21 protein-coding genes and 1 riboswitch are annotated in these 25,475 nt (G+C 71.6%); of the genes, 10 read left to right on the top strand and 11 right to left on the bottom strand.

The annotated features are described in order from the left end of the window. Nucleotides 1-10 precede the first annotated feature (10 nt). Nucleotides 11-2,554, bottom strand: coding sequence for an ATP/GTP-binding protein (locus ACIHFE_RS08055; protein WP_400104960.1), 2,544 nt, complete (start codon nucleotides 2,552-2,554; stop codon nucleotides 11-13). Between the two features lie 234 nt (nucleotides 2,555-2,788). On the opposite strand from ACIHFE_RS08055, the gene gabT reads away from it, so the two are divergent. Next, nucleotides 2,789-4,138, top strand: coding sequence for a 4-aminobutyrate--2-oxoglutarate transaminase (gene gabT / locus ACIHFE_RS08050; RefSeq protein WP_400104959.1), 1,350 nt, complete (start codon nucleotides 2,789-2,791; stop codon nucleotides 4,136-4,138). A gap of 115 nt (nucleotides 4,139-4,253) precedes the next feature. Next, complete coding sequence (locus ACIHFE_RS08045; RefSeq protein WP_400104958.1) at nucleotides 4,254-5,033, top strand: phosphatase PAP2 family protein; 780 nt, start codon at nucleotides 4,254-4,256, stop codon at nucleotides 5,031-5,033. Nucleotides 5,034-5,125: 92 nt separating this feature from the next. Here ACIHFE_RS08045 and ACIHFE_RS08040 read toward each other — a convergent pair whose 3' ends face one another. From ACIHFE_RS08040 to ACIHFE_RS08025, 4 genes are read right to left on the bottom strand one after another with little or no spacing between them, the layout of a single operon-like run. After that, complete coding sequence (locus ACIHFE_RS08040) at nucleotides 5,126-6,538, bottom strand: NAD(P)/FAD-dependent oxidoreductase (protein WP_400104957.1); 1,413 nt, start codon at nucleotides 6,536-6,538, stop codon at nucleotides 5,126-5,128. A gap of 5 nt (nucleotides 6,539-6,543) precedes the next feature. Further along, entirely contained in the window at nucleotides 6,544-7,347 is an 804-nt protein-coding gene (locus ACIHFE_RS08035; RefSeq protein WP_400104956.1) for an ABC transporter permease, read from the bottom strand. Then, nucleotides 7,347-8,285: an ABC transporter permease gene (locus ACIHFE_RS08030; RefSeq protein ID WP_400104955.1), complete on the bottom strand. Its 939-nt coding sequence runs from the start codon at nucleotides 8,283-8,285 to the stop codon at nucleotides 7,347-7,349. The genes ACIHFE_RS08035 and ACIHFE_RS08030 overlap by 1 nt, the downstream gene beginning before the upstream one ends. Further along, a complete protein-coding gene (locus ACIHFE_RS08025) occupies nucleotides 8,282-9,439 on the bottom strand; it encodes an ABC transporter ATP-binding protein (RefSeq protein ID WP_400104954.1) in 1,158 nt (385 codons plus the stop codon). Before ACIHFE_RS08025 ends, ACIHFE_RS08030 begins: the two co-directional genes overlap by 4 nt. 275 nt (nucleotides 9,440-9,714) lie before the next feature. On the opposite strand from ACIHFE_RS08025, the gene ACIHFE_RS08020 reads away from it, so the two are divergent. Beyond that, complete coding sequence (locus ACIHFE_RS08020; RefSeq protein ID WP_400104953.1) at nucleotides 9,715-10,326, top strand: NADAR family protein; 612 nt, start codon at nucleotides 9,715-9,717, stop codon at nucleotides 10,324-10,326. Here ACIHFE_RS08020 and ACIHFE_RS08015 read toward each other — a convergent pair. Then, a complete protein-coding gene (locus ACIHFE_RS08015; protein ID WP_400104952.1) occupies nucleotides 10,275-10,997 on the bottom strand; it encodes a DUF4190 domain-containing protein in 723 nt (240 codons plus the stop codon). The genes ACIHFE_RS08020 and ACIHFE_RS08015 overlap by 52 nt on opposite strands. A gap of 122 nt (nucleotides 10,998-11,119) precedes the next feature. Between ACIHFE_RS08015 and ACIHFE_RS08010 the strand changes: the two genes are divergently transcribed. Beyond that, the gene (locus ACIHFE_RS08010) at nucleotides 11,120-12,145 is read left to right on the top strand and encodes an adenosine deaminase (protein ID WP_400104951.1); all 1,026 of its coding nucleotides are present in this window, start codon (nucleotides 11,120-11,122) and stop codon (nucleotides 12,143-12,145) included. A gap of 23 nt (nucleotides 12,146-12,168) precedes the next feature. Further along, on the top strand, nucleotides 12,169-12,843 hold the full coding sequence (locus ACIHFE_RS08005) for a glycerophosphodiester phosphodiesterase (RefSeq protein ID WP_400104950.1): 675 nt from the start codon (nucleotides 12,169-12,171) through the stop codon (nucleotides 12,841-12,843). 58 nt (nucleotides 12,844-12,901) lie between these two features. On the opposite strand, the gene ACIHFE_RS08000 is transcribed toward ACIHFE_RS08005, so the two are convergent. Both ACIHFE_RS08000 and ACIHFE_RS07995 read right to left on the bottom strand, forming a co-directional pair. Next, nucleotides 12,902-14,065: a spermidine/putrescine ABC transporter substrate-binding protein gene (locus ACIHFE_RS08000; protein WP_400105038.1), complete on the bottom strand. Its 1,164-nt coding sequence runs from the start codon at nucleotides 14,063-14,065 to the stop codon at nucleotides 12,902-12,904. Between the two features lie 164 nt (nucleotides 14,066-14,229). Next, nucleotides 14,230-15,681 (bottom strand): gamma-aminobutyraldehyde dehydrogenase, encoded by a 1,452-nt coding sequence (locus ACIHFE_RS07995; RefSeq protein ID WP_400104949.1) that lies wholly within the window; start codon nucleotides 15,679-15,681, stop codon nucleotides 14,230-14,232. 166 nt (nucleotides 15,682-15,847) lie between these two features. Between ACIHFE_RS07995 and ACIHFE_RS07990 the strand changes: the two genes are divergently transcribed. From ACIHFE_RS07990 to ACIHFE_RS07970, 5 genes are all read left to right on the top strand, one after another. After that, nucleotides 15,848-16,351, top strand: a complete 504-nt coding sequence (locus ACIHFE_RS07990) for an Lrp/AsnC family transcriptional regulator (RefSeq protein WP_400104948.1) — start codon at nucleotides 15,848-15,850, stop codon at nucleotides 16,349-16,351. Beyond that, nucleotides 16,336-17,715 carry an aspartate aminotransferase family protein gene (locus tag ACIHFE_RS07985; protein WP_400104947.1) on the top strand — a complete coding sequence of 460 codons (1,380 nt, stop codon included), beginning with the start codon at nucleotides 16,336-16,338 and terminating at the stop codon, nucleotides 17,713-17,715. The genes ACIHFE_RS07990 and ACIHFE_RS07985 overlap by 16 nt, the downstream gene beginning before the upstream one ends. A gap of 261 nt (nucleotides 17,716-17,976) precedes the next feature. After that, complete coding sequence (locus tag ACIHFE_RS07980; protein WP_400104946.1) at nucleotides 17,977-18,714, top strand: ABC transporter ATP-binding protein; 738 nt, start codon at nucleotides 17,977-17,979, stop codon at nucleotides 18,712-18,714. Next, on the top strand, nucleotides 18,696-19,937 hold the full coding sequence (locus ACIHFE_RS07975) for a hypothetical protein (RefSeq protein ID WP_400104945.1): 1,242 nt from the start codon (nucleotides 18,696-18,698) through the stop codon (nucleotides 19,935-19,937). Before ACIHFE_RS07980 ends, ACIHFE_RS07975 begins: the two co-directional genes overlap by 19 nt. 125 nt (nucleotides 19,938-20,062) lie before the next feature. Then, nucleotides 20,063-21,004 (top strand): hypothetical protein, encoded by a 942-nt coding sequence (locus ACIHFE_RS07970; protein ID WP_400104944.1) that lies wholly within the window; start codon nucleotides 20,063-20,065, stop codon nucleotides 21,002-21,004. Between the two features lie 527 nt (nucleotides 21,005-21,531). On the opposite strand, the gene ACIHFE_RS07965 is transcribed toward ACIHFE_RS07970, so the two are convergent. From ACIHFE_RS07965 to ACIHFE_RS07955, 3 genes are all read right to left on the bottom strand, one after another. Continuing rightward, the gene (locus ACIHFE_RS07965) at nucleotides 21,532-22,557 is read right to left on the bottom strand and encodes an ABC transporter ATP-binding protein (RefSeq protein ID WP_400104943.1); all 1,026 of its coding nucleotides are present in this window, start codon (nucleotides 22,555-22,557) and stop codon (nucleotides 21,532-21,534) included. Further along, entirely contained in the window at nucleotides 22,557-24,281 is a 1,725-nt protein-coding gene (locus ACIHFE_RS07960; protein ID WP_400105037.1) for an ABC transporter permease, read from the bottom strand. The genes ACIHFE_RS07965 and ACIHFE_RS07960 overlap by 1 nt, the downstream gene beginning before the upstream one ends. After that, nucleotides 24,257-25,345: a thiamine ABC transporter substrate binding subunit gene (locus tag ACIHFE_RS07955; RefSeq protein ID WP_400104942.1), complete on the bottom strand. Its 1,089-nt coding sequence runs from the start codon at nucleotides 25,343-25,345 to the stop codon at nucleotides 24,257-24,259. The genes ACIHFE_RS07960 and ACIHFE_RS07955 overlap by 25 nt, the downstream gene beginning before the upstream one ends. Next, nucleotides 25,341-25,445, bottom strand: a riboswitch (TPP riboswitch). It overlaps the preceding gene by 5 nt. Nucleotides 25,446-25,475 lie beyond the last annotated feature (30 nt).

Genomic DNA, 25,475 nt, shown 5'->3' with positions numbered 1-25,475 from the left:
GGCGTCCGGATCACCGGGTGAGGTCGACCAGCACGGGGGGCGCGCTGTCGCCCCGTACCGAGGTCACCGACAGCACCGCGTGCCCGGCGGGCACCGCGTGCGCCAGCTCCGAGGCCGACCAGCGCTCGCGCTCCACCCGCCGCACGGTCACCGACTGGGCGGTGACCGCCCGGCCGGTCACCAGGTGGCGCACGATGTGCATGGCCCGGGTGAACGGCTCATGGGCGATGATCTGGCGGTCGGTGACATCGCGAGTCTCCACCCACTCCTTGCCCCAGACCTCGGCGAACCGCGCGCCGTCCCAGGTCGTCACGCCGGAGAACGCCATCCGGCAGCCCACCGATCCCAGCAGCGCGGGGCGCAGGGCCTCGGGTACGTCATCGAGCGTACGCAGGGTCAGTACGGCGCCGGCGTTGGCGGACCGCAGCCGTCCCAGGCCACGTACGGCGTCGGGGGTGATGGTGTGGGTGGCATCGTCCAGCACCAGGCAGGCGAACAGCGAGCGGTCGCCCCGCCCCGCGGCGCACTCGGTGAACTGGGCGAGCACCAGGCGGGCCAGCATCCGGGACGCCTCGGCATGGCCACGTTCCGGCAGGTCGATGCGGACGCGTACCGGGTGTTCGACGGCCCGCAGCGAGAAGGTGCGGCTGGGATCGGTGGTGTCGAAGAAACGGGCGAAGGCGGGCCGGTCGAGCAGCGCCAGGCGGTCGGCGAGCAGCGGCCCGGGGTCGCCCGGACGCTGCGACTGCCGTTCCCGGGCGTCGAGTTCGCGCAGGTGCGCCTCATGCCCCTCGGCGGTCAGTGCTTCGCGCAGCGCCCGCACCGCGTCCGCCGAGCCGTCCAGCAGTTCACGCAGCTCGGGTACGGAGGGGAAGCGGCCGTGCACCGCCCGGAAGGGGCCGAGCAACTGGGCCAGCGCGGTGGCCACCCGGCGGCCCTCGCTGCCGGGCAGTCCGTCGGCCAGGTCGCCGGCCAGGCCTTCGGCGAGGACGGCGGCGGCCTCGTCGGGATCCTCGGTACCGCCGTACAGGTCGAGGTCGTAGGCGGAATCCGGCCGTCCGATCTTCACCACCACATCAAAGGCGTCATCGGGCGCCAGGGCCGAACCGGCCGCTCCGACGGCGACCACCGAGGCCCGCCCGGCGAGCGCCTGCAGACACAGCGACTCCAGTACCGGCCGCACCAGGCGCTCGGTCTTGCCGCAGCCCGGCGGCCCCACGGCCAGCAGCGAGGTGCCCAGCAGGCTCGGGTCGAGGGCGCAGCCGGCGTCCCGGTGCGCATAGGGGTTGCGCTCCTCATCGGCGGCGGTGCCGATGCGGACCTGGGCGGTGACCAGGTCATGGCGCGCCGTGCGCTGCGGCAGGTCCCGTTCGCCGGAGGGGTGGCGGTAGGCGGCGGCCCCATGCCGCAGCACGGTGTCGGTGAACCCGGCGAGCCGGCTCGGCTTCTGCTGTACGGACTGCCAGGCGTGCTCGATGCGGGCGTGGTCCACGTCGTTCATCCGCCCGCCCCAGGCGTCGGCCGTCAGCCGGTCGGCGGCGTCATGCGCGCCATGGGCACGCAGTTGCGGCCACTCGGCGGGATCCTGCCTGGGCTGCGGGGCGGAGTGTTCCTTGCCCTGCGAGCTCTTGGGGCTCTTCGGGCCGGGGTACCGTTCCTGCCCCTCGCCGCCGTAACGGCGCATCAGCTCGCGCCAGTGGCCCACGCGGCGGGCGATGGCCAGGAGGAAGAGGGTGAACAGGACGTAGTAGGTGTAGGAGGCGTAGAGCCAGGCGGCGACCGACCGCCGCCAGGACTCGGGGGCGAAGGTCTCCAGCGGCCACATCCACACATCACCCACCACCCCGTTCCAGCACAGCGCCCACACCACCCAGACCCCGGCGAAGGCCAGCCCGGCGCGGACGGCGAGCTCCCGGGTGGGGATGAGTTCCGGCCGCGCCCGCACCAGCAGCCGGGGCCAGCGGGCGGCGATGAATTCGCGGGCCGGCCGCAGCAGCCGCTCGGCGGCCCGGCGCCACAGCGGCATGAAGTAGCGGCGGCCCAGCTCGGGCCAGCGGCCGATGCGGCCGAAGACCACCGCCAGGGCGACCATGAACAGGGCGTAGTAGGCGTAGGAGGCCACGTAGTACGCGCGGGTGCTCTGGTCCCAGGAGCCGGGCATCATGGCCCGCAGCGGCCATGTCCAGTACGGCCCCAGGAACCCGTTCCACAGCAGCGACCACAGCAGCCACCCGCAGAGGAACGCGATCACCGCGCCGCTGACCAGCTGCCGGCCCGGTACCCGGCCCGGTTCGCGTGGTGGGCGCGGCCGGTGCTCGTACGCCCAGACCCCGGGCCGTGGGGCGGCGCGCGGCGCCCGGAGCCAGGTGATGAACGGCGGTGGTGGCGGGGCGTCACCGGGCACCGCACGCGGCCGCGGCAGGCCCTCGACCGGGACGCCGGCCCGCGGCACTTCCGCCACCGGCTCCGCCATCGGCGCATCCGCCATAGCTGCATCCGCCATCGGACGAGGGACCGCACCATGCCGCGCCCCGTACGTGCCCTCGGTGTCCATTTGCCGCTCCTCGCCCCCGACCCCCGGCCCGGGGTCCGCGTGCCGTCGCTCCGCGCTCAATCTAGTGTCTTCGCAGCGGGAGTTCAGCGCCGAAGGCCCGCTCCGCACGGGGCCCGCCATGTCCGGTACGGACAAGGCGCGGCGCGCACTTCTCCCTAACGGAACATGCCCGGGCCCCGCCCGCGCCCCTAGCCTGCGACCGACAACCCCCGTTTTGATCCTCTGGAGCCCCTCATGACCGAACTGACCGGAGGCCCGTCCCTCCCCCAGGAGCGTCGCGTCGTCACCGCGATCCCCGGCCCCAAGTCGCTGGAGCTCCAGGCCCGCCGCACCGCCGCCGTGGCCGGTGGCGTGGGTTCGGTGCTGCCGGTGTTCACGGTGCGCGCGGGCGGCGGGGTCATCGAGGACGTGGATGGCAACTCGCTGATCGACTTCGGTTCCGGCATCGCGGTGACCTCGGTGGGCTCCAGCGCGGAGGCCGTGGTGCGGCGGGCCTCGGCGCAGCTGGCCGACTTCACCCACACCTGTTTCATGGTCACCCCCTACGAGGGCTATGTGGAGGTCTGCGAGCAGCTGGCCGAGCTGACCCCGGGCGATCACGCCAAGAAGTCGGCGCTGTTCAACTCCGGCGCGGAGGCGGTGGAGAACGCGGTCAAGATCGCCCGTGCCTACACCAAGCGCCAGGCGGTGGTGGTCTTCGACCACGGCTACCACGGCCGTACCAACCTCACCATGGCGCTCACCGCCAAGAACATGCCGTACAAGCACGGCTTCGGCCCCTTCGCCCCCGAGGTCTACCGGGTGCCGGTGGCCTACGGCTACCGCTGGCCGACCGGCCCGGAGAACTGCGCCGAGGAGGCCGCGGCGCAGGCCATCGACATGATCAGCAAGCAAGTGGGCGCGGACAACGTCGCGGCGATCATCATCGAGCCGGTGCTGGGCGAGGGCGGCTTCATCGAGCCGGCCAAGGGCTTCCTGCCGCGCATCGCGCAGTTCGCCAAGGACAACGGCATCGTCTTTGTCGCGGACGAGATCCAGTCCGGCTTCTGCCGCACCGGCCAGTGGTTCGCCTGTGAGGACGAGGGCATCGTGCCCGACCTGATCACGACCGCCAAGGGCATCGCGGGCGGCCTGCCGCTGGCCGCCGTCACCGGCCGCGCGGAGATCATGGACGCCGCGCACGCGGGCGGCCTGGGCGGCACCTACGGCGGCAACCCGGTGGCCTGCGCGGCCGCGCTGGGAGCCATTGAGACCATGCGTGAGCTGGACCTCAACGGCAAGGCCCGGCGGATCGAGGAGGTCATGAAGGACCGCCTGACCGCGCTCCAGGAGAAGCACCAGATCATCGGCGATGTGCGCGGCCGGGGCGCCATGATCGCCATCGAGCTGGTGGAGCCGGGGACCAAGACGCCCAACGCGGCGGCGGCCGGCGCGCTGGCCAAGGCCTGCCATGCGGAGGGCCTGCTGGTGCTCACCTGTGGCACCTACGGCAATGTGCTGCGCTTCCTGCCCCCGCTGGTGATCGGCGAGGACCTGCTCAACGAGGGCCTGGACATCATCGAGGCCGCCCTCGAGCGCATCTGAACCGTCCGTCCGCCGACTCCTCGTTCAGGAGTTCGTGAAGGAGATGTGCGGGGCGGGTGGTGGAGAGGTGATCCGGCTTGTCGGACCCCACCCGCACTGCCGTACGGTTTCCCCGGTGAACGAAAGACCCGCGCCGGCGCATCCCCAGCACCGGTCCGGCCGTGCCCTCGCGCACACCGGAGCTCTGCGCTCCGGGCACCCTTACGGCTCGGACGGCCGTCCGCCCCACACCCCCCGGGGCGCGCGGCCCCGCGGTCGTCATGACGGCTCCGGAACCCTCCCCCCGGTTCCGGGGCCGTCGGCCGTCCTGCTCCCGGCGCTGTGCGCCGTGCTCTTCGCCCTGATCGCCTGGCAGGTGGCCGCCCATGGCCCGCTGCGCGCCCTGGACGAGCGGCTGGGGCGGGCGGCCGAGCGGTCCGCCGTGCCCTCCGCCGCCGCCCACTTCTTCGCGGACCTCGGCAATGCCCCGGTGGCGCTGCCGGTGCTGGGCCTGGCGCTGGCCTGGGCCGCCTGGCGCGCCCGCGCCTGGCGGGCGCCTCTGGCCGCCACGCTGGCCATGGCGGCGGTGCCGGCACTGGTCGTCCCGCTCAAGGCCTGGATCGCCCGCCCCGGGCCGCCCATGATGGGCCCCGAGGCGCACGGGGGCTTCTTCCCCTCCGGCCACGCGGCCACGGCGGCGGTGGCGTACGGGGCGGCGGTCCTGCTCCTGTTCGGCCGGCCCCGGTGGCCCGTACTGCTGGGCCTGGCGCTGCTCAACACGTGTGTGGGCGTGGGGCTGGTCCGCTGCGGCTACCACTGGCCGCTTGATGTGCTGGGCGCATGGTGCCTGTCGGGGATGGTGCTGTGGTGCCTGGGGCGGGTGCTGCCGGGCGGCCCCGGGGCCTCGGCCGGCTGAGGCCGACGCGCCCCGGCGCCCCGTGCCCGCCGGGACCCGGCCGGAGGTGAGCCGGCCTGATGTGAGCCAGCGTCAGCCGACGCCGGCCGACCTCAGCTGTCGAAGCCCAGCCCGACCTTGTCCATCGCCTTGAGCCATAGGTTGCGCCGGCCGCCGTTCTCATCGGCCCGGGTCATCGACCACTGGGTGATGCCAATGCCCATGGAGCGCACCGGCTCCGGCGGGAACGGCAGCGGCTTGCTGCGCACCATCTCCAGCTCCGTGCGCTCGGTGCGCTCCCCGGCCAGCAGGTCCAGCATCACGTCCGCGCCGAAGCGGCTGGCGCCCACCCCCAGGCCGGTGTAACCCAGCGCATAGGCGACCCGGCCGCCGTGCGCGGTGCCGAAGAAGGCCGAGTAGCGCGAGCAGGTGTCGATGGCGCCGCCCCAGGCGTGCGAGAAGCGCACGCCCTCCAGCTGGGGGAAACAGCGGAAGAAGTGCTCGGCCAGCTTCTGGTAGGTGGCCGGGTGGTGGTCGTACTCGGCCCGGATCTCCCCGCCGTAGTGGTAGACGATGTCGTAGCCGCCCCACAGGATGCGGTTGTCGGCGGTGAGCCGGAAGTAGTGGAAGTGGTTGGCGCTGTCGCTCAGCCCCTGCCGCCGGAGCCAGCCCAGGGCCGCCCGTTGCTCCTCGCTGAGCGGCTCGGTGGTCAGTGCGTAGTCGTAGACCGGTGCGATGTACGGGCGCAGCCGCTTCACCAGGGACGGGAAGGCGTTGGTGCCCAGGGCCGCGTGCCGGGCGAAGACCCGTCCATAGGGCGTACGCACCGCCACGCCCGCGTCACGCGAGGACAGTTCGCTGCCGGGGGTGTGTTCATAGATCCGTACGCCCAGCGCCAGGCAGGCGCGCTTGAGGCCCCAGGCCAGCTTGGCGGGGTGCAGCATGGCGACACCGGAGCGGTTCCACAGGCCGGCCAGGAAGGTCGGGGAGTCCACCTCGGCGCGCAGCGCGTCGCGGTCGAGGAATTCATGGCCGCCGAAGCCGAGCGAGGCCAGTTCCTCGGCCGTCTCGCGCAGTTCCAGGACCTGGTGCGGGGCGGTGGCGATGTCGATCTCGCCGGTGCGTTCGAAGTCGCAGTCGATGCCATGGCGTTCGAGGGCGGACTCGATGCCGTCGAGGTTGGCGTGGCCGAGCTTCTCCAGCAGCGGGAGTTCCTCGGGCCAGCGGGCCAGGCCGTTGCCCAGTCCGTGAGTGAGCGAGGCGGCGCAGAAACCGCCGTTGCGGCCGGAGGCGGCCCAGCCGCACTCCTCGCCCTCGATCAGGACGACGTCGCGGCCGGGGTCGCGTTCCTTCGCGTTGAGGGCGGTCCACAGACCGGAGTAGCCGCCGCCGACGACGAGCAGGTCGCAGTGCTCGTCGCCGACGAGGGCGGGGCAGGGCTCGGGCCGCCCGGGGTCGTCGAGCCAGTAGGGGCGCAGATGAGTGTCAGACAGTGCTTGGACAGGGTTCATGGCACGGGCGGCCATGGTTCTCAGCTCCTTCTTCGGTCTTTCTGACGTCTGCCGGCCAGCTGGCCGACGAGTACGCACAGCACGGCGGCGGCGAACATCGCGGTGCCCACGACATTGATTTGAACGGGAGTGCCCCGTTGTGCGGCTCCCCACACGAACATGGGGAAGGTCACAGTCGAGCCGGCGTTGAAGTTGGTGATGATGAAGTCGTCGAAGGAGAGGGCGAAGGACAGCAGCGCTCCGGCGGCGATACCGGGGGCGGCGATGGGCAGGGTGATCCGCCAGAAGGTCTGTGCCGGGGTGGCATAGAGGTCCTGGGCGGCCTGTTCCAGGCGGGGGTCCATGCTCATCACCCGGGCCTTGACGGCGGTGACCACAAAGCTGAGGCAGAAGGTGATGTGGGCGATGAGGATCGTCCAGAAACCGAAGCTGACGCCCATGTTGAGGAAGAGCGTGGCCAGCGAGGCGGCCATCACCACCTCGGGCATGGCCATGGGCAGGAAGATCAGGGTGCCCGCCGAGGAGCGGCCGCGGAACCGGTAGCGGGCCAGCGCGAAGGCGATCAGGGTGCCCAGGACAGTGGCGCCGACGGTGGCCCACACGGCGATGCGCAGGCTCAGCGAGAGCGATCCGCACAGATCGGCGACGTCACAGGGGTGCGTCCAGGCGTCCGTGGAGAACCGCTGCCACTGGTAGTTGAAGCGCCCATTGGGCTTGTTGAAGGAGAAGACCGTCACGATGACGTTGGGCAGCAGCAGATAGCCCAGGGTCAGCAGGCCCGCGAGGACCACCAGGTTGCGTCGGAACCAGTTGAACCAGCGCATCAGACCAGTTCCTCCGTCCCGGAGCGGCGGATGTAGACGGTCACCATGGCCAGGATCGCTGCCATCAGGATGAAGGACAGGGCGGCCGCGGTCGGGTAGTCCAGCACCCGCAGGAACTGGGACTGGATGACGTTGCCGATCATCTTCTGGTCCGGGGAGCCCAGCAGCTCGGCGTTGATGTAGTCGCCGGCGGCCGGGATGAAGGTGAGCAGGGTGCCGGCCACCACGCCGGGCATGGACAGCGGGAGGGTCACCTTGCGGAAGATGGTCAGCGGCCGCGCGTAGAGGTCGCCCGCCGCCTCGTGCAGCCGGCCGTCGATGCGTTCGAGCGAGGTGTACAGCGGCAGGATCATAAAAGGCAGGAAGTTGTAGGTCAGGCCGCAGACCACGGCGAGCGGGGTGGCCAGCAGCCGGTGGCCCTCGGTGACGCCGAGCGCGTCGGTCAGTCCCAGGATGTGCAGCCGGTCCATGGTGGAGACCACCGGGCCGCCGTCGGAGAGGATGGTCTTCCAGGCCAGGGTGCGGATCAGGAAGCTGGTGAAGAAGGGCGCGATCACCAGGATCATCAGCAGGTGGCGCCAGCGGCCGGCCCGGAAGGCGATGAGGTAGGCCAGCGGGTAGCCCAGCACCAGGCAGAGCACGGTGGCGGTGGCGGCGTAGCCCACGGAGCGCAGGAACTGGGGCCAGTACTGGCTCAGGGCGTCCCAGTAGGTGGCGAAGTGCCAGGTGACGTGGAAGCCGTCCTCCAGGGAGCCGGTCTGCACCGAGGTGGACGCCTGGTAGACCAGCGGGGCGGCGAAGAAGACCAGCAGCCACAGGATGCCGGGGAGCAGCAGCCAGTAGGGGACGAGTTTGCGGCGGCGGGCGGCCCTGACGGTGCCGTCTGCGGGAGACGCTTCGGGGGACGGCGCGGGGGGCTGTTCGGTGAACGTCGTCACGAGGGCCCCTCCCCCAGGTCCGCGTCGGTGCCGGCCTCGATGCGCTGTGCGGCGTCCAGCCCGAAGCCATGGCCCGGGTTCCAGTGCAGGACCACCTCGGCGCCGGGCGCCAGGCGGGAGTCGCGCTCGATGTTCTGCTGGTAGACGGCCAGGCCGGGGGCGACGGGGCTGTCGACCAGGTACTGGGTGGAGACGCCGATGAAGCTGGACTCGGTGATACGGCCGTGGACCCGGTTGCGGCCCTCGGGCACGGTGCCGGCGTCCTCGGCGGGGGTGAGGGTGATCTTCTCGGGCCGTATCCCGACCAGCAGCTTCTCGCCCACCCGGGCGGTGCCGGTACATCGTTTCGCGGGCAGGGTGAGTTTGGTATCCGCGGCACGCAGCGCCAGTTCGGCCCCGGCGGCGTCCACGACCTCGGCGGTGATGAGGTTGGAGGTGCCCAGGAAGTTGGCGACAAAGGTGGTGCGGGGCAGTTCGTAGAGGTCGGCGGGCTCGCCGAGCTGCTCGATCCGGCCCTCGCTCATCACGGCCACCGTGTCGGCCATCGCCATCGCCTCTTCCTGGTCGTGGGTGACATGAATGAAGGTGATGCCGACCTCGATCTGGATGCGCTTGAGCTCCAGCTGCATCTGGCGGCGCAGCTTGAGGTCCAGGGCGCCCAGCGGTTCGTCCAGCAGCAGCACCTGGGGGTGGTTGATCAGGGCGCGGGCGACGGCCACGCGCTGCTGCTGTCCGCCGGAGAGCTGCTGCGGCCTGCGGCGTGCCAGATCGCCGAGCTGGACCAGATCGAGCATGTCCTCGACCTGCTTGCGCACCGACTTCAGGCCGCGGCGGCGCAGGCCGAAGGCGATGTTCTCGTACACGTCCAGGTGCGGGAAGAGCGCATAGCTCTGGAAGACGGTGTTGACGGGGCGCTTGTGCGGGGGGAGGGCGGTGACGTCCACACCGTCCAGCTCGACGGTGCCGGTGCTGGGGCTCTCCAGCCCGGCGATCATGCGGAGGGTGGTGGTCTTTCCGCACCCGGAGGCACCGAGCAGGGCGAAGAACGAACCCGTGGGAACGGTCAGATCCAGCGGTTGCACAGCAGCGAAGGCGCCATAGCGCTTGCTGATCCCGGAGAGGCGGACGCCGGTGCTCGGGGCGGTTGCGGTCATGGGGGGTCCAGAGGTGTCGGGGCCGAAAGCACATAACAGTGACATACGGCTGAGCGTCTTCGGATACGGGCCGTCTTCGCGCACTCCCGCACCCGACCGGACGGCCTGGAACTGGTGTTGCACCACCGAGGTGTGGTTGCCGATCCTGGCAGAGGCCAGCACCCATAACAAGAGATTCCGTCGTAGGGGGTCGGCCAGACAACGGAATCAGCAAGCACCCCTCCTGGCGCCGTATGACCGCTTCCGGGCCTCACAGCCGCTGCCAGAATGAGGCCATGACGATCAAGACGGGCCATGGCGCCGTGGATGCGCGTTCGGTCGAGCAGCTGACGGCGGCCATCGCACGGGGCGAGCAGCCCAAGTACGTGTACTTCTGGGGCCACCGGCCCCGCCGGGACAACAGCGTGGGGCCCGGCTGCTTCAGCCAGTGGTGGCCCTCGCCCTTCACCGTGGACGGCATCGGCTACGCGACCGCCGAGCACTGGATGATGGCCGGCAAGGCCCGGCTGTTCGGCGACGCCGAGGCGGAGGCCCGGGTGCTGGCCGCCGGCCACCCCAAACAGGCCAAGGACGCCGGGCGCATGGTGCGCGGCTTCGACGAGGAGACCTGGCGCCGCCACCGCTTCGAGCTGGTCGTCCAGGGCAGCGTGCACAAGTTCGTCCAGCACCCCGAGCTGCTGGACTACCTGCTGGGCACCGGGAACAGGGTGCTGGTGGAGGCCAGCCCGCTGGACCGGGTCTGGGGCATCGGGCTGGCGGCCGACGACGAGCGGGCCCAGCACCCGGCGCACTGGGACGGACTGAACCTGCTGGGTTTCGCGCTGATGGAGGCGCGTCAGCGCCTGGCGGCCGGCAGCGGCCCGGGAGCGGACGGCTCCGGCATATAGGCGCCGTAGGTGGCGTCCGGGTCGTCAGCCGGCACCTTGTCGGGGTGGCGGTCGCTGTGTCCGACGCTGACGTACAGCACCACGAACAGCGCCGAGGCGACCAGGGCCACCCCGCCGAGTATCAGCCCGGCCAGCGCCTGGCCCTGGTTGGTGGCCTCGCCCCGCGCCGCCTTGGCCCGTCCGATCACGCCGAAGACCAGCGCCAGCACGCCCAGCACCACACCGAACAGCACCGTCATCGACAGCACCAGGCCGAGGATGCCGAGCACCAGCGCCGCCACCCCGAAGCCGTTGTTGGGCACCGGCGCCGGCGCCCACCAGGCGCCGCCCTGGCCATAGGGACTCGCTCCGTACGGCCCCGCCCCGTAGGGGGCCTGCGGCGGCACGTAGCCGGAGCCGCCGTAGGGGCCACCCTGATACGCGCTCGGGGTGCCCGGACCGGTCGGGGCGAGCGGCACGGGAGGCACCGGCGGCATGGCGCCCGGCGGCGGTCCGCCCGCCGGGGGCACCGGGGCGGCCGGGGGCATCTGGTAACCGGGCACGGGGGGCGGTGCGGCGGGCCCCTCGGCCCACGGCGGGGCGGCCGGCTTGTCGAGCGGCACCCGCTCGCTCGGCGGAGCCCAGAGATCCCGGTCCCGCGGCTCCGGCTGGACGTTGTCCCGGTCGGACATGACCCTCCCTCGTTGCTCTGCGGTCATGCTAAGGCCCACGCACCGGCCCCATACCCACCGCACATACGATGATCCGCGCACGCTGCCCGTCCCGATGGATCGACCAGCCCCTGGAGGCCCGCATGCCCGCCCTCGACTCGTTCATCGCCGGTCTGCCCAAGGCGGAGCTGCATGTGCATCACGTCGGTTCGGCCTCGCCGCGCATCGTCGCCGAGCTGGCCGCCCGGCACCCCGACTCCCCCGTGCCCGCCGACCCCGAGGCGCTCGCCGACTTCTTCACCTTCCGCGACTTCGCCCATTTCGTCGAGGTCTACCTCTCGGTCGTGGACCTCGTCCGGGACGCCGAGGATGTCCGGCTGCTGACCTACGAGATCGCCCGCGACATGGCCCGCCAGCAGATCCGCTACGCCGAGCTGACCGTCACCCCCTACAGCTCGACCCGGCGCGGCATCCCGGACGGCGCCTTTGTAGAGGCCATAGAGGACGCCCGCAAGGCGGCCGAGAGCGAGCTGGGCGTGGTGCTGCGCTGGTGCTTCGACATCCCGGGCGAGGCCGGCCTGCCCGCCGCCGAGGAGACGGCCCGCATCGCCTGTGAGCTCAAGCCGGAGGGACTGGTCTCGTTCGGCCTGGGCGGGCCCGAGATCGGCGTGCCGCGCCCGCAGTTCAAGCCCTACTTCGACCGGGCCATCGCGGCCGGCCTGCACAGCGTGCCGCACGCCGGGGAGACCACCGGCCCGCAGACCATCTGGGACGCGCTGACCGAGCTGCGCGCCGAACGCATCGGCCACGGCACCAGCGCCCCGCAGGACCCCCGGCTGCTGGCACACCTGGCGGAGCACCGCATTCCGCTGGAGGTCTGCCCCACCTCCAACCTGGCCACCCGCGCCGTGGCGGACATCGAGCGGCACCCGGTCAGGGAGATGGTCGCCGCCGGGGTGCTGGTGACCATCAATAGCGACGACCCGCCCATGTTCGGCACCGACCTCAACACCGAGTACGCGGTGGCCGCCCGCCTGCTCGAGCTGGACGAGCGGGGCGTCGCCGGCCTCGCCAAGAACGCGGTGGAGGCGTCCTTCCTGGACGCGGCGGGCAAGGCCCGGCTGAACGCCGAGATCGACGCCTACACCGACGCCTGGCGCCGCGGCTGACCGCGCCGGGCACAATGGGCGCCATGCGCGCCTGCACCGCCGTCGGCCACCGCGGCGACCCTTATGTCCACCGGGAGAACACCCTCCCCTCCATCCGCTCGGCCTGGCGGGCCGGGGCGACGGCGGTGGAGGTCGACGTCCGGCTCACCCGGGACGGCGTGCCGGTGCTGCTGCACGACGCCACGCTGTCCCGGCTGTGGGGCCACGAGCGGCCGCTGGCCGCGCTGACGGCCGAGGAGGTGCATGCCGCGACGCACGGCGGGGTCCCCACCCTGCGCCAGGCGCTCGGGCAGGACGGGACCGGCCGGCTGTTCATCGACCTGCCGGACCCCTCCGCCGCGGGCGCCGCGGTGGCCGAGGTGCGCGCCTGTGGCGCCACGGGCCGTGTCTACTACTGCGGCGGCACCGCCTCCATGCTGGAGGTCCGCCGTGCCGACCCGGACGCCGAGATCGCCCTCACCTGGACCACCCTGGCCCCGCCGCGCCCCGCGCTGCTGGCCGCGGTCCGGCCGCAGTGGCTCAACTACCGCTTCGGGCTGGTCTCCGAGCAGCTGGTGGCCCGCGACCACGCCGAGGGCTACCGGGTCTCGGCCTGGACCGCCGACACCCGCCGCTCCATGCGCAGGCTGCTGCGCGCGGGCGTCGACTCCATCACCACCAACCGGGTCGGCACGCTGCGCTCCCTGCTCACCAGGTGACCCGGGGCCCTATGGCCTCTCGCCCCGTGCATACGCCGGAGCGGAGCTCAACGGGGCCTCACAGTCCCACGATCTCGTTCCACTCCTTCTCGAACACCGGCCGCTCCTTGGCCGATATGTCCCGGGCCGTCGCCAGCCGCTTGCGCATCCGGTCGCTGGGGAAGATCAGCGGATTCTCCGCCAGGGCGGCGGTGTCCTTGTCCTTGGACGAGGCCAGCACCTCACGTGCGGCCGGCACCGGGCAGACGTAGTTGACCGAGGCCGCCAGCTGGGCGGCCACCTCGGGCTCGTAGTAGTAGTCGATCAGCCGCTCGGCATTGCGCTTGTGCCGGGCCAGATCCGGGATCATCATGCTCTCCGCCCACAGCTCGGCGCCCTCCTCGGGCACCACGAACTGGATGTCCGGGTTGTCGGCCTGCAACTGGATGATGTCGCCGGAGTACGCCTGACAGGCCAGCACATCGCCGGAGGACAGCTCCTTGATGTAGTCGTTGCCGGTGAAGCGGCGGATGTGCCGCTCACGCACCAGGCGCCGCAACTGGTCGGTCATCCTGTGGAAGTCGTCCGCGGTCCAGCGGGTGACGTCCGCGCCGTTGCCCATCATCAGCAGGGCGAAGGCCTCGTCCATCCCGGACAGCAGGGTCACCCGGCCGCGCAGGTCCGGCTTCCACAGGTCGGAGGTGTGCCGGATCTCCCGGCCGAGCTTCTTGCGGTTGTACGCGATGCCGGTGATCCCGGACTGCCAGGGCACCGTGTGCCGCCGCCCCGGGTCGAAGGAGGGGTTGCGCAGCAGCGGGTCGAGGTTGCGGGCCACATGGGGCTGGCCCGCCCGGTCCATCTCCTGCACCCACCCCAGCCGCACATAGCGGGCGCACATCCAGTCGCTGACCACGATGACGTCCCGGCCGGTGTCCTGATGGTTCATCAGGGCCGGGCTGATCTTGCCGAAGAACTCGTCGTTGTCGTTGATCTCCTCGGTGTACTTCACCGAGATGCCGCTGCGCTTCTCGAACGCCTCCAGCGTGGGGCGGCGTTGCGGGTTCTTGTCGTCGGTGTCGATGTACAGCGGCCAGTTGGCGAACACCAGCCGCTTGTCGGCCGCCGAGCGGTCGGCCGCCGTCCGGTCGCCCGGGGCGATGTACGCGGCCGGCACCCCGCAGCCGGCGAGCGCGGCCGCGCCGGCACCCGCGCCGAGTGCGCGCAGCAGGGACCTGCGGGACAGGGGCTTCACGGGGCTCACTCGCATTCCGGCAGGATGGCCGATCGACATCTGGGCGGACAAGGGACGCAGTGTCCGGCACCCGGCCGCGCGGTACGGCAGCCTGCCGGGCCCGGGCCGACCGTCGATGATAACGACCGCCGGCCCGTGCCCCGCTCCCGCCGTCCTCAGTCCAGCGAGGTCATCACGTGCTTGATGCGGGTGTAGTCCTCGAAGCCATAGGCGGAGAGGTCCTTGCCGTAGCCGGACTTCTTGAAGCCGCCGTGCGGCATCTCGGCCACCAGCGGGATGTGGGTGTTGATCCACACACAGCCGAATTCCAGCTTCTTGGACATCCGCATGGCCCGCCCGTGGTCCTTGGTCCAGACCGAGGAGGCCAGCGCGTACTCCACGCCGTTGGCGTATGCCACGGCCTGGTCCTCGTCGGTGAAGGACTGGACGGTGATCACCGGGCCGAAGACCTCGCGCTGGATGATCTCGTCGCCCTGCTTCAGGCCGGAGACCACGGTCGGGGCGTAGAAGTAGCCCTTCTCGCCCACCCGGTGGCCGCCGGTCTCGATCTTGGCGTGGGCGGGCAGCCGCTCGATGAAGCCGGCGACCTGGGCCAGCTGGCCGGCGTTGTTCAGCGGACCGTAGAGCACGTCCTCGTCGTCCGGCGCCCCGGTCTTGGTGTCGGCGGCCGCCTTGGACAGCGCGGTGACGAACTCGTCGTGGACGGACTGGTGCACCAGCACCCGGGTGGCGGCCGTACAGTCCTGGCCGGCGTTGAAGAAGCCGGCGCCGGTGATGCCTTCCACGGCCTTGGCGATGTCGGCGTCCTCGAAGACCACCACCGGCGCCTTGCCGCCCAGTTCGAGGTGGACGCGCTTGAGGTCCCCGGCGGCCGAGGCGGCCACCTGGCTGCCGGCGCGCACCGAGCCGGTGACCGAGACCATGGCGGGCACCGGGTGCTCCACCATCAGCCGGCCGGTGTCACGGTCGCCGCAGACGACATTGAACACGCCCTGCGGGTGGCCGAGTTCGGCGAGCACCCCGCCGACGATCTCGGCGATCAGCACGGTGGAGGCCGGGGTGGTGTCGGAGGGCTTGAGCACCACCGTGTTGCCCGCGGCCAGCGCCGGGGCGAACTTCCACACGGCCATCATCATCGGGTAGTTCCAGGGCGCCACCTGGGCGCAGACGCCGACCGGCTCGCGCCGGATGATGGAGGTCATCCCGTCCATGTACTCGCCCGCGGAGCGGCCCTCCAGCATCCGGGCGGCGCCCGCGAAGAAGCGGACCTGGTCCACCATCGGCGGGATCTCCTCGGAGCGGGTCAGCCCGACCGGCTTGCCGGTGTTCTCGGACTCGGCGGCGATCAGCTCCTCGGCCCGGGCCTCGAAGGCGTCGGCGATCTTGAGCAGGACCTTCTGGCGCTCGGCCGGCACCAGGTCGCGCCAGACGGGGAAGGCGGCCTCGGCCGCCGCCATGGCGGCGTCCACGTCGGCGGCACCGGACAGCGGGGCGGTGGCGTAGGCCTCGCCCGTCGCCGGATTGACCACCTCGGTGGTCCGCCCGTCGGCGGCGTCCCGGAACTCTCCGTCGATGTAGTTGCGCAAGCGGCGCAGCTCGGTGGTCACGGTATGCACCTCTCCTGTGAGATGTCCGGTGGCTGAGACGCCCAGCCTAGCCAGGAGGGCGACGTTTTCGATACACCCACTGGCCGGTATCGACGGAATCAGTTGAGCAGGGAGCCCATGGCAACGAAAAACATAAGAACAGGGCTTGTCACACGGCGGAGTCCTCATGCACAGTGGGGCCGTGGCCACTCGTAACGCAGACCCGAAGGGCGCCGGCGGCACGGCGCCGGTCGACGCCGTCTCCCTGGCGATCATCGAACAGCTCCAGGAGGACGGCCGACGTCCCTACGCCGCGATCGGCAAGGCCGTGGGGCTATCCGAGGCGGCGGTGCGCCAGCGCGTACAGAAGCTGCTCGACCAGGGCGTGATGCAGATCGTCGCGGTCACCGACCCGCTCACCGTGGGTCTGCGGCGCCAGGCCATGGTCGGTGTCGGCGTCGAGGGCGACCTGGACCCGGTCGCCGACGCGCTGGCCGCGATGGACGAGGTGGAGTACGTGGTGGTGACCGCCGGCTCCTTCGATCTCCTCATCGAGATCGTCTGCGAGGACGACGACCATCTGCTCAACACGATCAACAAGCGCATCCGGACCCTGCCGGGCGTGCGCTCGACCGAGAGCTTCGTCTACCTCAAGCTCCGCAAGCAGACCTACACATGGGGAACCCGATAGCCGTGAGCAAGGACCACTCCACTGCGGCGTACGACCACCTGTGGATGCATTTCACCCGCATGTCGTCGTACGAGAACGCTCCCGTGCCGACCATCGTGCGCGGCGAGGGCACGTATATCTTCGACGACCGGGGCAAGCGCTACCTGGACGGACTGGCCGGGCTGTTCGTGGTCCAGGCCGGTCACGGCCGCGCCGAGCTGGCGGAGGCGGCCCACAAGCAGGCGCAGGAGCTGGCCTTCTTCCCGGTGTGGAGCTACGCCCACCCCAAGGCGGTCGAACTGGCCGAGCGGCTGGCCCACTACGCGCCGGGCGACCTCAACAAGGTCTTCTTCACCACCGGCGGCGGCGAGGCGGTGGAGACCGCCTGGAAGCTGGCCAAGCAGTACCACAAGCTCACCGGCAACCCCGGCAAGTACAAGGTGATCTCCCGGTCGGTCGCCTACCACGGCACCCCGCAGGGCGCCCTGTCCATCACCGGGCTCCCCGCGCTCAAGGCCCCGTTCGAGCCCCTGGTGCCCGGTGCCCACAAGGTGCCCAACACCAACATCTACCGCGCCCCGGTCTTCGGTGACGACCCCGAGGCGTACGGCCGCTGGGCCGCCGACCAGATCGAGCAGCAGATCCTCTTCGAGGGCCCGGACACGGTGGCCGCGGTGTTCCTGGAGCCGGTGCAGAACGCCGGCGGCTGCTTCCCGCCGCCGCCCGGCTACTTCCAGCGGGTCCGCGAGATCTGCGACCGGCACGGCGTACTGCTGGTCTCGGACGAGGTGATCTGCGCCTTCGGCCGGCTGGGCACCATGTTCGGCTGCGAGAAGTTCGGCTACGTGCCGGACATCATCACCTGCGCCAAGGGCATGACCTCCGGCTACTCCCCCATCGGCGCCGCGATCATCTCCGACCGGATCGCCGAGCCCTTCTTCAAGGGGAACAACACCTTCCTGCACGGCTATACCTTTGGCGGCCACCCGGTCTCCGCGGCGGTCGCCCTGGCCAACCTCGACCTGTTCGAGCGCGAGGGGCTCAACCAGCACGTACTGGACAACGAGGCCGCCTTCCACTCCACCCTGTCCCGGCTGCACGACCTGCCGATCGTGGGCGACGTGCGGGGCAACGGCTTCTTCTACGGCATCGAGCTGGTGAAGGACAAGGCCACCAAGGAGTCGTTCACCCCCGAGGAGTGCGAGCGCCTGCTCTACGGCTTTGTCTCCAGGAACCTCTTCGAGAACGGCCTGTACTGCCGTGCCGACGACCGTGGTGATCCGGTCATCCAGCTCTCCCCGCCGCTGATCTCCGGTCAGGCGGTCTTCGACGAGATCGAGCAGATCCTGCGCACCGTCCTCACCGAGGCCTGGGCCAAGATCTGACGCACAGTCCGCCACCCCCCACGCCCATGGCCCACGCTTCCCGCGTGGGCCATGGCGCGTTTGCACCATGCGCGGCCGCACACCGGTAACTCCCGCGGCCATGAGCCCGATGGGAGGAAAGTGGGCCACTCCCGCGCCGAGCCTGGACCGGGGCTAGGATCCCGGTTCCGTACGGTGCGTGTGACCCAGTGACCCAATGGCCTCCGGTTCGTTCACCCGGACAGGGGAACGGACCCTCCAGCGACCCGAGGTGTGCTCGAAATGGTGGCCCCGCCGGACAACGACGTGCTGTGGGCACGCGGCCTGCACTACTCCTACAACAGTTCCCCCGCCCTGACGGGCGTCTCCGTCGGCGTCCGGGAAGGCGAGATCCTCGCCATCGCCGGGCCCCGCGGCTCGGGAAAGTCAACCCTCCTCAAGTGCCTGTCCGGCCAGCTGGTGGCGGACCAGGGCGAGGTGTGGTTCAACAGCGCGCCCGTACACACCCTTTCCCGCTCCGCCCGTGAACGCCTGCGCCGCGAGCGCTTCGGCTGGATCGACAGCGAGCCCCATCTGGTACCGGAACTGACCGCCTGGGAGAACGCCGCGCTGCCCCTGCTGGTCCGCGGGGTGGGCCACCGCGCCGCCAAGAACACCGCCTATGAATGGCTCGAACGCCTGGACGTCGGCGACTGCGCCCGCAAGCGCCCCCGCGGACTGCTGCGCGCCCAGTGCCAGCGGATCGCCGTCGCCCGCGCCCTGGCCGGCGAGCCCACCGTGATCTTCGCGGACGACCCGGCCGCCCCGCTGCACAGCGCCGACCGCGCCCAGGTACTGCGCACCCTGACCACCGCCGCCCGCTCGCACACCATCACGGTGGTCCTCGCCGTGCTGGACGAGGAGAGCGCCTCGCTGGCGGACCGCACCGTCAGCCTGCTCGACGGCCGCCGGGGCGGCGCCATCCCGGCGCCGGACGCGCCCGAGGGAGAGGGCAGGGCCGCGTGCTCAGTCTCCGCCTGACGCGCGGCGCTCATCCGCTCGTCCTGCTCAGACGGCTGCTGGTGGCCATCGCCGCGGCCGGGGTCGGCTTCCTGCTGCTGTGCACGCTGGGGTACGCGGTGGCGCACCCGGAGCAGACCGACGCCTCGGTGGTGCGGCTGCTGTGGTGCGCCCTGCCGTTCGCCGCCGTGGTGCAGTTCGCCCTCACGGTGGCTCGCAGCGACCCGGCCACCCGGCCCAGGGACGGACTGGACGCGGTCGGCTTCGGCCCCGTGCGGCTGTCCCTGCTGGCCGCCACCTCGACCGCGGTCTCCTGCACCCTGGGCAGCGGCGCCGCGCTGCTGGTCTACCTGGAGCTGCGCGGCGATCTCGGAGCCACCCCGCTCAGCGGCCACGCGGCCCGTCTGCTGGACGGCGGGCGTTCGCTGCCCTGGGGCGGCACGCTGACCCTGCTGGGCCTGCTGCCGGCAGCGGCGGCGGGCGCCTGTGTGCTGGCGCTGCGCCCGCGCGAGGGGAAGCGCGCGGCCGCCCCGATGGAGGCGGCCGAAGAGACCGAGGCTCCGGCGCCCACGGCGGACGCCATGCCCACGACGGGCCCCCGCCCCGAGCCCAGGCCCGCCTACGTGGGGCTGCCCTGGGGTGTGGCGATCACCGCCACCGGCCTGGCCCTGGAGGCCTATGTGGGCCATGCGCCGGCTCCCGAGCCGGGCACCCTGCTGGCCCTGCCGGGCCAGGAACGCGGCGCCTCGCCGGGGCTGCTCGGCGGCTGGCTGCTGGCCTCGCTGGGGCTGGTGCTGGCCGGGCCCGGGCTGACCCACTGGTGCGGCGTGGTGCTCTCAGCCGGCCGCCCCAAGCCGGTGCGCATGCTGGCCGGACGGATGCTGCAGGACACCGCCACCCGCATCGGGCGGCCGCTGGGTGTGCTGTGCGCGATGGCCTCCGGTGTGCTGGCCGCCGTGGAGCTCTACGGGGTGGCCTGGGAACGCTCCGGCCCGCGCCCCTTCGGCCCGCTCACCGGGCTGGGCGCGGCAGTGGTGATGGCCTGTGTGACCGCCACCGCCATCACCGCCGCCCTGGACGCCCGGCAGCTCCGCTCCGAAACCACCTCGGCGCTGCGGCGCCTGGGGATTCCGGCCGGCCTGCTGCGTGGTGCGGCCGCCGTGCGCACCTGTGTGCTGCTGGCCGTGCTCGCCCCGCTGACCTGGGTGATCGCCGAGCTGACCGCACTGCCGCTGATGCGGTGAGCGGCGTCCGGGGCGGCCCCTCACCCCACCTGGGCTTGACCTTTCCTTGACTCAAGGCAACTCCGGGCCCGTAAATCACGTCTGCCTCAGAAGCACGACGGATTTTCGGGCGAACGGAGCTATTGGTGATCATCGGCCTTGTGACGGCTGTCGCGGCCTCGGCCTGTTACGGCACAGGATCGGTCCTGCAGGCCGTGGGATCGCGGAAATCAGCCCGCCAGGAGGCCGCCACGGCCTCCACCACGGGGGTCACCCAGCATGGCGGGCCCAGCCTGTCGTCCACCGCGAAGGCGGCGGTCACCTGGGAGTTCATGCTCGGCACCGTGCTGGACTTCATCGGCTTCGGGCTGGGTGCGCTGGCTGCGCGGATGCTGCCGTTGTTCCTCTCCCAGACCGTCATCAGCGCCAACCTGATCGTCACCGCGCTGCTGAGCATCAAGCTGCTGGGCATCCGGCTGCGCCGGCCCGAGTGGGCGTCCATAGCCGTGGTGTGCGCGGCGCTGGTACTGCTGGCGACGGCGGCCGGGCACGAAGGCAGCGGCAGCACGGCCAGGTCCATCCACTGGTGGCTGCTGGGCATCACGGTGGTGCTGATGGGCGGCGGCATCGTGATCGTGCGGCTGCTCGGCGCACGGGCGGCGGTCCTGGCCGGCCTGCTGTCCGGCCTGGGCTTCGGCGCCATCGGCGTGGGGGTGCGGATCCTGGACGGCCTCTCCCCGCTCGATCTGCCCGCCCTGCTGTCCGACCCGGCGCTCTACGCAATCTTCATCGCCGGCGGCGTCGGCATGTACCTGCACACGGTGGCTCTGCAGATCGGCTCGGTGAACGGTGCCACAGCGGCACTGGTGGTCGGCGAGACGGTGCTGCCGGGCATCATCGGCGTCCTGTGGCTGGGCGACCACTCACGGCCCGGCTTCGCCTGGGTCGCGGTGCTCGGCTTCCTGCTCGCGGTGGCGGGAGCCGTGGCGGTCGCCTGGCTCGGCGAGCCGGACGCGCACGCCGCGCCGCCGGCCACGGCCGAGAACGACCGGGAGCCGGCCCCGCCGGCCCCATCCGCGGTGGCCTGAGGCCATCTGACTCCTGGGCTGCCCGGTTCCCGGGCTGCCTGGCACCTGGGGCCGTCCGATCGGTGCCGCTTTCCCGAGCGGATTGCCTCATGCAGCTCGCCCGGGTTGCTGGCCCCACGCGGCTCTGCCGACGCGTGGGGCGGGAGCCGCGCGCCGATGGCCGACCGAGCCAAGTCACTGGCCGGACCCATGCGGCAGCGCACCATGCGGCGGCCGGGTGGGCCCCATGCAGGCAGCGGCTGGGTGACCCCCATGCGGCAGCCGCCGAGCGACGGGGCGGCCCGCACCATACGGCTCGCCCCACGCGGCTCCGCCGCCCACGGGGAGAGCCACACACCGACGGCCTTTTTGAGCTGAACCGGCGGGTGAACCCACGCGGCACCGCGCCATCCGGCACCGCCCCATGCGGCAGCCGGCTGGGCCCATGCGCCGCCGCCAAGCCGGCCGTCGGCCGGCCCCATGCCGCTACGGCCTGCGCCTCATTCGGCCGGGCCGTGGACCCGAAGGGCATCCGAGGGGCCTGATGATCACTCCCCCAGCACCACGACCTCGTCCCCGGCGAAGGAGACGCCCACCCGGGCACCCGTCTCCGGTGCGGCGCCCAGCCCGCACGAGGCCTCCAACTCCGGCCCGGCGGGCGGCCGTAGCAGCACGGCCACATGGTCACCCCGGAACGTCCGGCCCACCACCTCGCACGGCAGACCGTCGGCCGCCGGCACCAGCCGCACGCCCCCGGGCCGTATCAGCACCCGGCACCGCCCCTGCGCCGTGCCGGGTGGAACCGGCAGCTTGCCCCAGACCGTGTCCGCGTGTTCGCCGGTCACCGTCGCCTCGACGATGTTGTCAAAGCCCAGGAAACGGGCCACGAATTCGGAAGCGGGGCGCTGCCACACCTCCAGTGGCGTGCCCTCCTGCGCGATGCGCCCCTCGCGCATCACCACCACTCGGTCGGCCAGCGCGAAGGCCTCGCCCTGGTCATGGGTGACCGCCAGCACCGTGGTGCCCAACCGGCCGAACAGGGTGCGCAGTTCGACCACCAGCCGCTCCCGCAGGCTCCGGTCCAGCTGCCCGAGCGGCTCGTCCAGCATCAACAGTCGCGGGCTCGGGGCGAGCGCCCGGGCCAGCGCCACGCGCTGCTGCTCGCCGCCGGAGAGCTGTCCGACCGATCGGCGCTGGGCCCCGGGCAGGCCCACCAGTTCCAGCAGTTCGGCGACCGTACGCTCCGACTCGGCGCGCCGCGCGCCGCGCATCCGGAGCCCGAAGGCCACGTTCCGCGCCACATCGCGCTGCGGGAACAACTGGTGGTCCTGGAACATCAGCCCCACGCCCCGCCGGTGCACCGGCACCGCGCTCTGGTCCTGGCCGGCCAGCAACACCCGCCCCGCGTCGGCCCGTTGCAGCCCGGCAACCACCCGCAGCAGGGTGGACTTACCGCTGCCGCTGGGCCCCAGCACACACACCGTCCGGTGTTCGGCGACGGCCAGGTCGACGGAGTCCAGCACGGTGCGCCCACCGAGGCGGACGGTCACCGCGTCCAGTTGGAGCAGGGGCATCAGAACTCTCCCGTACGGTCGGTGCGCACGCGCTCCAGCAGCAGCAGCGCCGCCGCGCACACCAGCATCAGCACCGTGCTCAAGGCCATCGCCTGCCCATAGGTCAGCTCTCCGGGACGGGCCAGCAGCCGGGCCACCGCGACCGGGAGCGTCGGGTTGTCGGGGCGGGCGATGAACACCGTCGCCCCGAACTCCCCGAGTGACACCGCGAAGGCGAACCCCGCCGCCACCGCCAGGGCCCGCCCCACCAGCGGCAGATCCACCTCCCGCCAGGCGCGCAGCGGCGAGGCACCGAGCACCGCGGCCGCCTCGCGCAGCCGGGGGTCCACCGCGCGCAGCACCGGCAGCATGGTGCGCACCACGAAGGGAACGCCCACCAGCGCCTGGGCCAGCGGGACCAGGATCCAGGAGGTGCGCAGGTCCAACGGCGGCTCATCCAGGGCGATCAGGAAGCCGAAGCCGATGGTCACCGCCGAGGTGCCCAGCGGCAGCATCAGCAGTGCGTCGAAACCCCGCACCAGGCGGCCCCCACGCCGGGTCAGCGCTGCCGCGGCAAGCGAGCCGATCACCACCGCGATGGCGGTGGCGGCCATGGCATACGCCAACGAGTTACCGATCGCCTCCAGCGGTGCGACCACGAAGGTGCCGCCGTTGTCCCCGGCCGAGGCCAGCGCCCGGTAGAAGGTGAAGCCATAGCCGTCGGGCCCGTCGAGCGAGCGCAGCACCAGCACCGTCAGCGGCAGCAAGATCAGCACCGCGATGACCGTCAGTACCGAGGCGAGCAGGGCCCACTGGCCGGCTCCCCGCGGACGGCGGGCGGTGCGGGCGGCGTCCACCAGTCGCAGTGCCGCCTCACGGCGCCGTACGGTCCAGGCGTGCACCAGCAGTAGCGCGACCACCACCAGGAACTGCACCAGGGTGAGCACCGCGGCGGTCGGCAGATCCAGCAGTTGGGCGGTCTGCTGGTAGATCTCCACTTCCAGCGTGGCGTAACGCGGGCCGCCCAGGATCTGGATGACACCGAAGGAGGTGAAGGTGAAGAGGAAGACCATCAGCGCGGCAGCCGCCACGGCGGGCATCAGCGCGGGCAGGGTCACCTTGCGCCAGGCGGTGAACCGGCCGGCTCCCAGCACTCGGGCGGCTTCCTCCTGCCGGGGGTCGAGCTGGCCCCACAGGCCGCCGACGGTGCGCACCACCACGGCGTAGTTGAAGAAGACGTGCGCGAGCAGGATGGCCCAGACGGTGGTGTCCAGTCGTACGCCCCACAGCTGGTCCAGCAGCCCGCCGCGTCCCAGCACGGCCAGGAAGGCGGAGCCGGCGACCACGGTGGGCAGGACGAACGGCACCGTGACCACGGCACGCAGCAGCCGTTTGCCCGGGAACTCGAAGCGTGCGAAGACATAGGCGGCGGGAAGGGCCAGCGCCAGGGTGAGCGCGGTGGAGGCGGCCGCCTGCCAGGTGGTGAACCAGACGACGTGGACGGTGTGTGGGTCGCCGAGCACCTCGCCGATCCGGCCGAACTGCCAGCGGCCGTCGGTCTTGAGGCCACGGGAGACGATCGCCGCCACCGGATAGCCGAAGAAGAGGCCGAAGAACGCGAGCGGCAGGGCCATCAGGCCCAGCCGGACCGCCGTCCCGCGCCGGCCCCGTGCGGGGCCGGCCGTGACCTCTCCGGTGGTTGCCTCAGCCTCCCCGGTGGTCACTTCAGGACGAGCGAGGACCACGTCTTGACCCACTGGTCACGGTTCTTGGCGATCTTGTCCGGGGCCAGGGTGGCGGAGTCGGCAGGCTTGGCGCCGAACTTGGTGAACACCTCGGGCACCTTGGCGTCCTTGGTCACCGGGTTGACGAACATCTGCAGCGGCATGTCCTCCTGGAAGGTCCTGCTCAGCATGAAGTCGATCAGCGCCTGGCCGCCCTTGGTGTTCTTGGCACCCTTCAGCAGGCCGGCGAACTCGATCTGACGGAAGCAGGTGCCGGTGGCCACGCCGGTCGGCCCCTCCTTCGGCTGCTCCTTCATCCCGACCACCTCGGCGGGCGGGCTGGAGGCATAAGAGACCACCAGCGGCTTGTCCCCCTTGGCCTTCTTGCCGCCCGCGGAGCCGGAGAAGCGGTCGTTGTACGCCTGCTCCCAGCCGTCGACGACCTCCACCCCGTTGGACTTGAGCTTCTTCCAGTAGTCCTGCCAGCCGGTGTCGCCGTACTTGGCGATGGTGGCCAGCTGGAAGGCCAGCCCGGGGGACGAGGTGGCGGAGTTCTCGGTGACCAGCAGGTTCTTGTACTCGGGCTTGACCAGGTCGTCGAGGGTCTGCGGCGGGGCCAGCTTGTGGTCGGCGAAGTAGGCGCGGTCGTAGTTGACGCAGATGTCACCGGAGTCGATAGGGGTCACCCGGTGCTCGGCGGCGTCGGCCTGGAACTCCCCGGGGACCCGGTCCAGGCCCTTCGCCTGGTAGGGCGTAAAGATCCCGTTGTCCAGCGCCCGGGAGAGCAGGGTGTTGTCGACGCCGAAGAAGACGTCGCCCTGCGGGTGGTTCTTGGAGAGGATCGCCTGGTTGACGGCCTGCCCCGCGTCACCGCCCTTGATGACCTTGACGGTGTAGCCGGTCTCCTTGGTGAACTCCTTGAGCACCGAGTCGGAGGCGAGGAACGAGTCGTGCGAGACGAGGGTGACGGTCTTGCCGCCGTCCTGCTCGGCGGAGCTGCCGGAGCCGCCACAGGCGGCAAGCGCCGGAAGGCCGAGCGCGGCGACGGCGGCCGCGCCCAGGGCACGCCGGAGGCTGGTGTTCATGGTTGAGCTGACTCCCTACGCCGGTACTAACCGGATCAGGTCCGAGGGTCTGCGGCCGGGCCGCACTCTCAGCGCTGTGTGCGCTCCCCTGTCGGAGTGTTCATTTGTACGAAAGTGTGCGGAAGAACCG

The sequence above is a fragment of the Streptomyces sp. NPDC052396 genome, assembly GCF_044593195.1.
Lineage (GTDB): Bacteria > Actinomycetota > Actinomycetes > Streptomycetales > Streptomycetaceae > Streptomyces.
This window is presented reverse-complemented; position numbering and strand designations above follow the sequence as displayed.

Excerpts from the sequence above, each read along its gene's own strand:
- ACIHFE_RS08055 (WP_400104960.1), bottom strand. The coding sequence starts at position 2,554 with ATGGACACCGAGGGCACGTACGGGGCGCGGCATGGTGCGGTCCCTCGT.
- gabT (WP_400104959.1), top strand. The coding sequence starts at position 2,789 with ATGACCGAACTGACCGGAGGCCCGTCCCTCCCCCAGGAGCGTCGCGTC.
- ACIHFE_RS08040 (WP_400104957.1), bottom strand. The coding sequence starts at position 6,538 with ATGGCCGCCCGTGCCATGAACCCTGTCCAAGCACTGTCTGACACTCAT.
- ACIHFE_RS08035 (WP_400104956.1), bottom strand. The coding sequence starts at position 7,347 with ATGCGCTGGTTCAACTGGTTCCGACGCAACCTGGTGGTCCTCGCGGGC.
- ACIHFE_RS08025 (WP_400104954.1), bottom strand. The coding sequence starts at position 9,439 with ATGACCGCAACCGCCCCGAGCACCGGCGTCCGCCTCTCCGGGATCAGC.
- ACIHFE_RS08020 (WP_400104953.1), top strand. The coding sequence starts at position 9,715 with ATGACGATCAAGACGGGCCATGGCGCCGTGGATGCGCGTTCGGTCGAG.
- ACIHFE_RS08015 (WP_400104952.1), bottom strand. The coding sequence starts at position 10,997 with ATGTCCGACCGGGACAACGTCCAGCCGGAGCCGCGGGACCGGGATCTC.
- ACIHFE_RS08010 (WP_400104951.1), top strand. The coding sequence starts at position 11,120 with ATGCCCGCCCTCGACTCGTTCATCGCCGGTCTGCCCAAGGCGGAGCTG.
- ACIHFE_RS08005 (WP_400104950.1), top strand. The coding sequence starts at position 12,169 with ATGCGCGCCTGCACCGCCGTCGGCCACCGCGGCGACCCTTATGTCCAC.
- ACIHFE_RS07990 (WP_400104948.1), top strand. The coding sequence starts at position 15,848 with ATGCACAGTGGGGCCGTGGCCACTCGTAACGCAGACCCGAAGGGCGCC.
- ACIHFE_RS07985 (WP_400104947.1), top strand. The coding sequence starts at position 16,336 with ATGGGGAACCCGATAGCCGTGAGCAAGGACCACTCCACTGCGGCGTAC.
- ACIHFE_RS07980 (WP_400104946.1), top strand. The coding sequence starts at position 17,977 with ATGGTGGCCCCGCCGGACAACGACGTGCTGTGGGCACGCGGCCTGCAC.
- ACIHFE_RS07965 (WP_400104943.1), bottom strand. The coding sequence starts at position 22,557 with ATGCCCCTGCTCCAACTGGACGCGGTGACCGTCCGCCTCGGTGGGCGC.
- ACIHFE_RS07955 (WP_400104942.1), bottom strand. The coding sequence starts at position 25,345 with ATGAACACCAGCCTCCGGCGTGCCCTGGGCGCGGCCGCCGTCGCCGCG.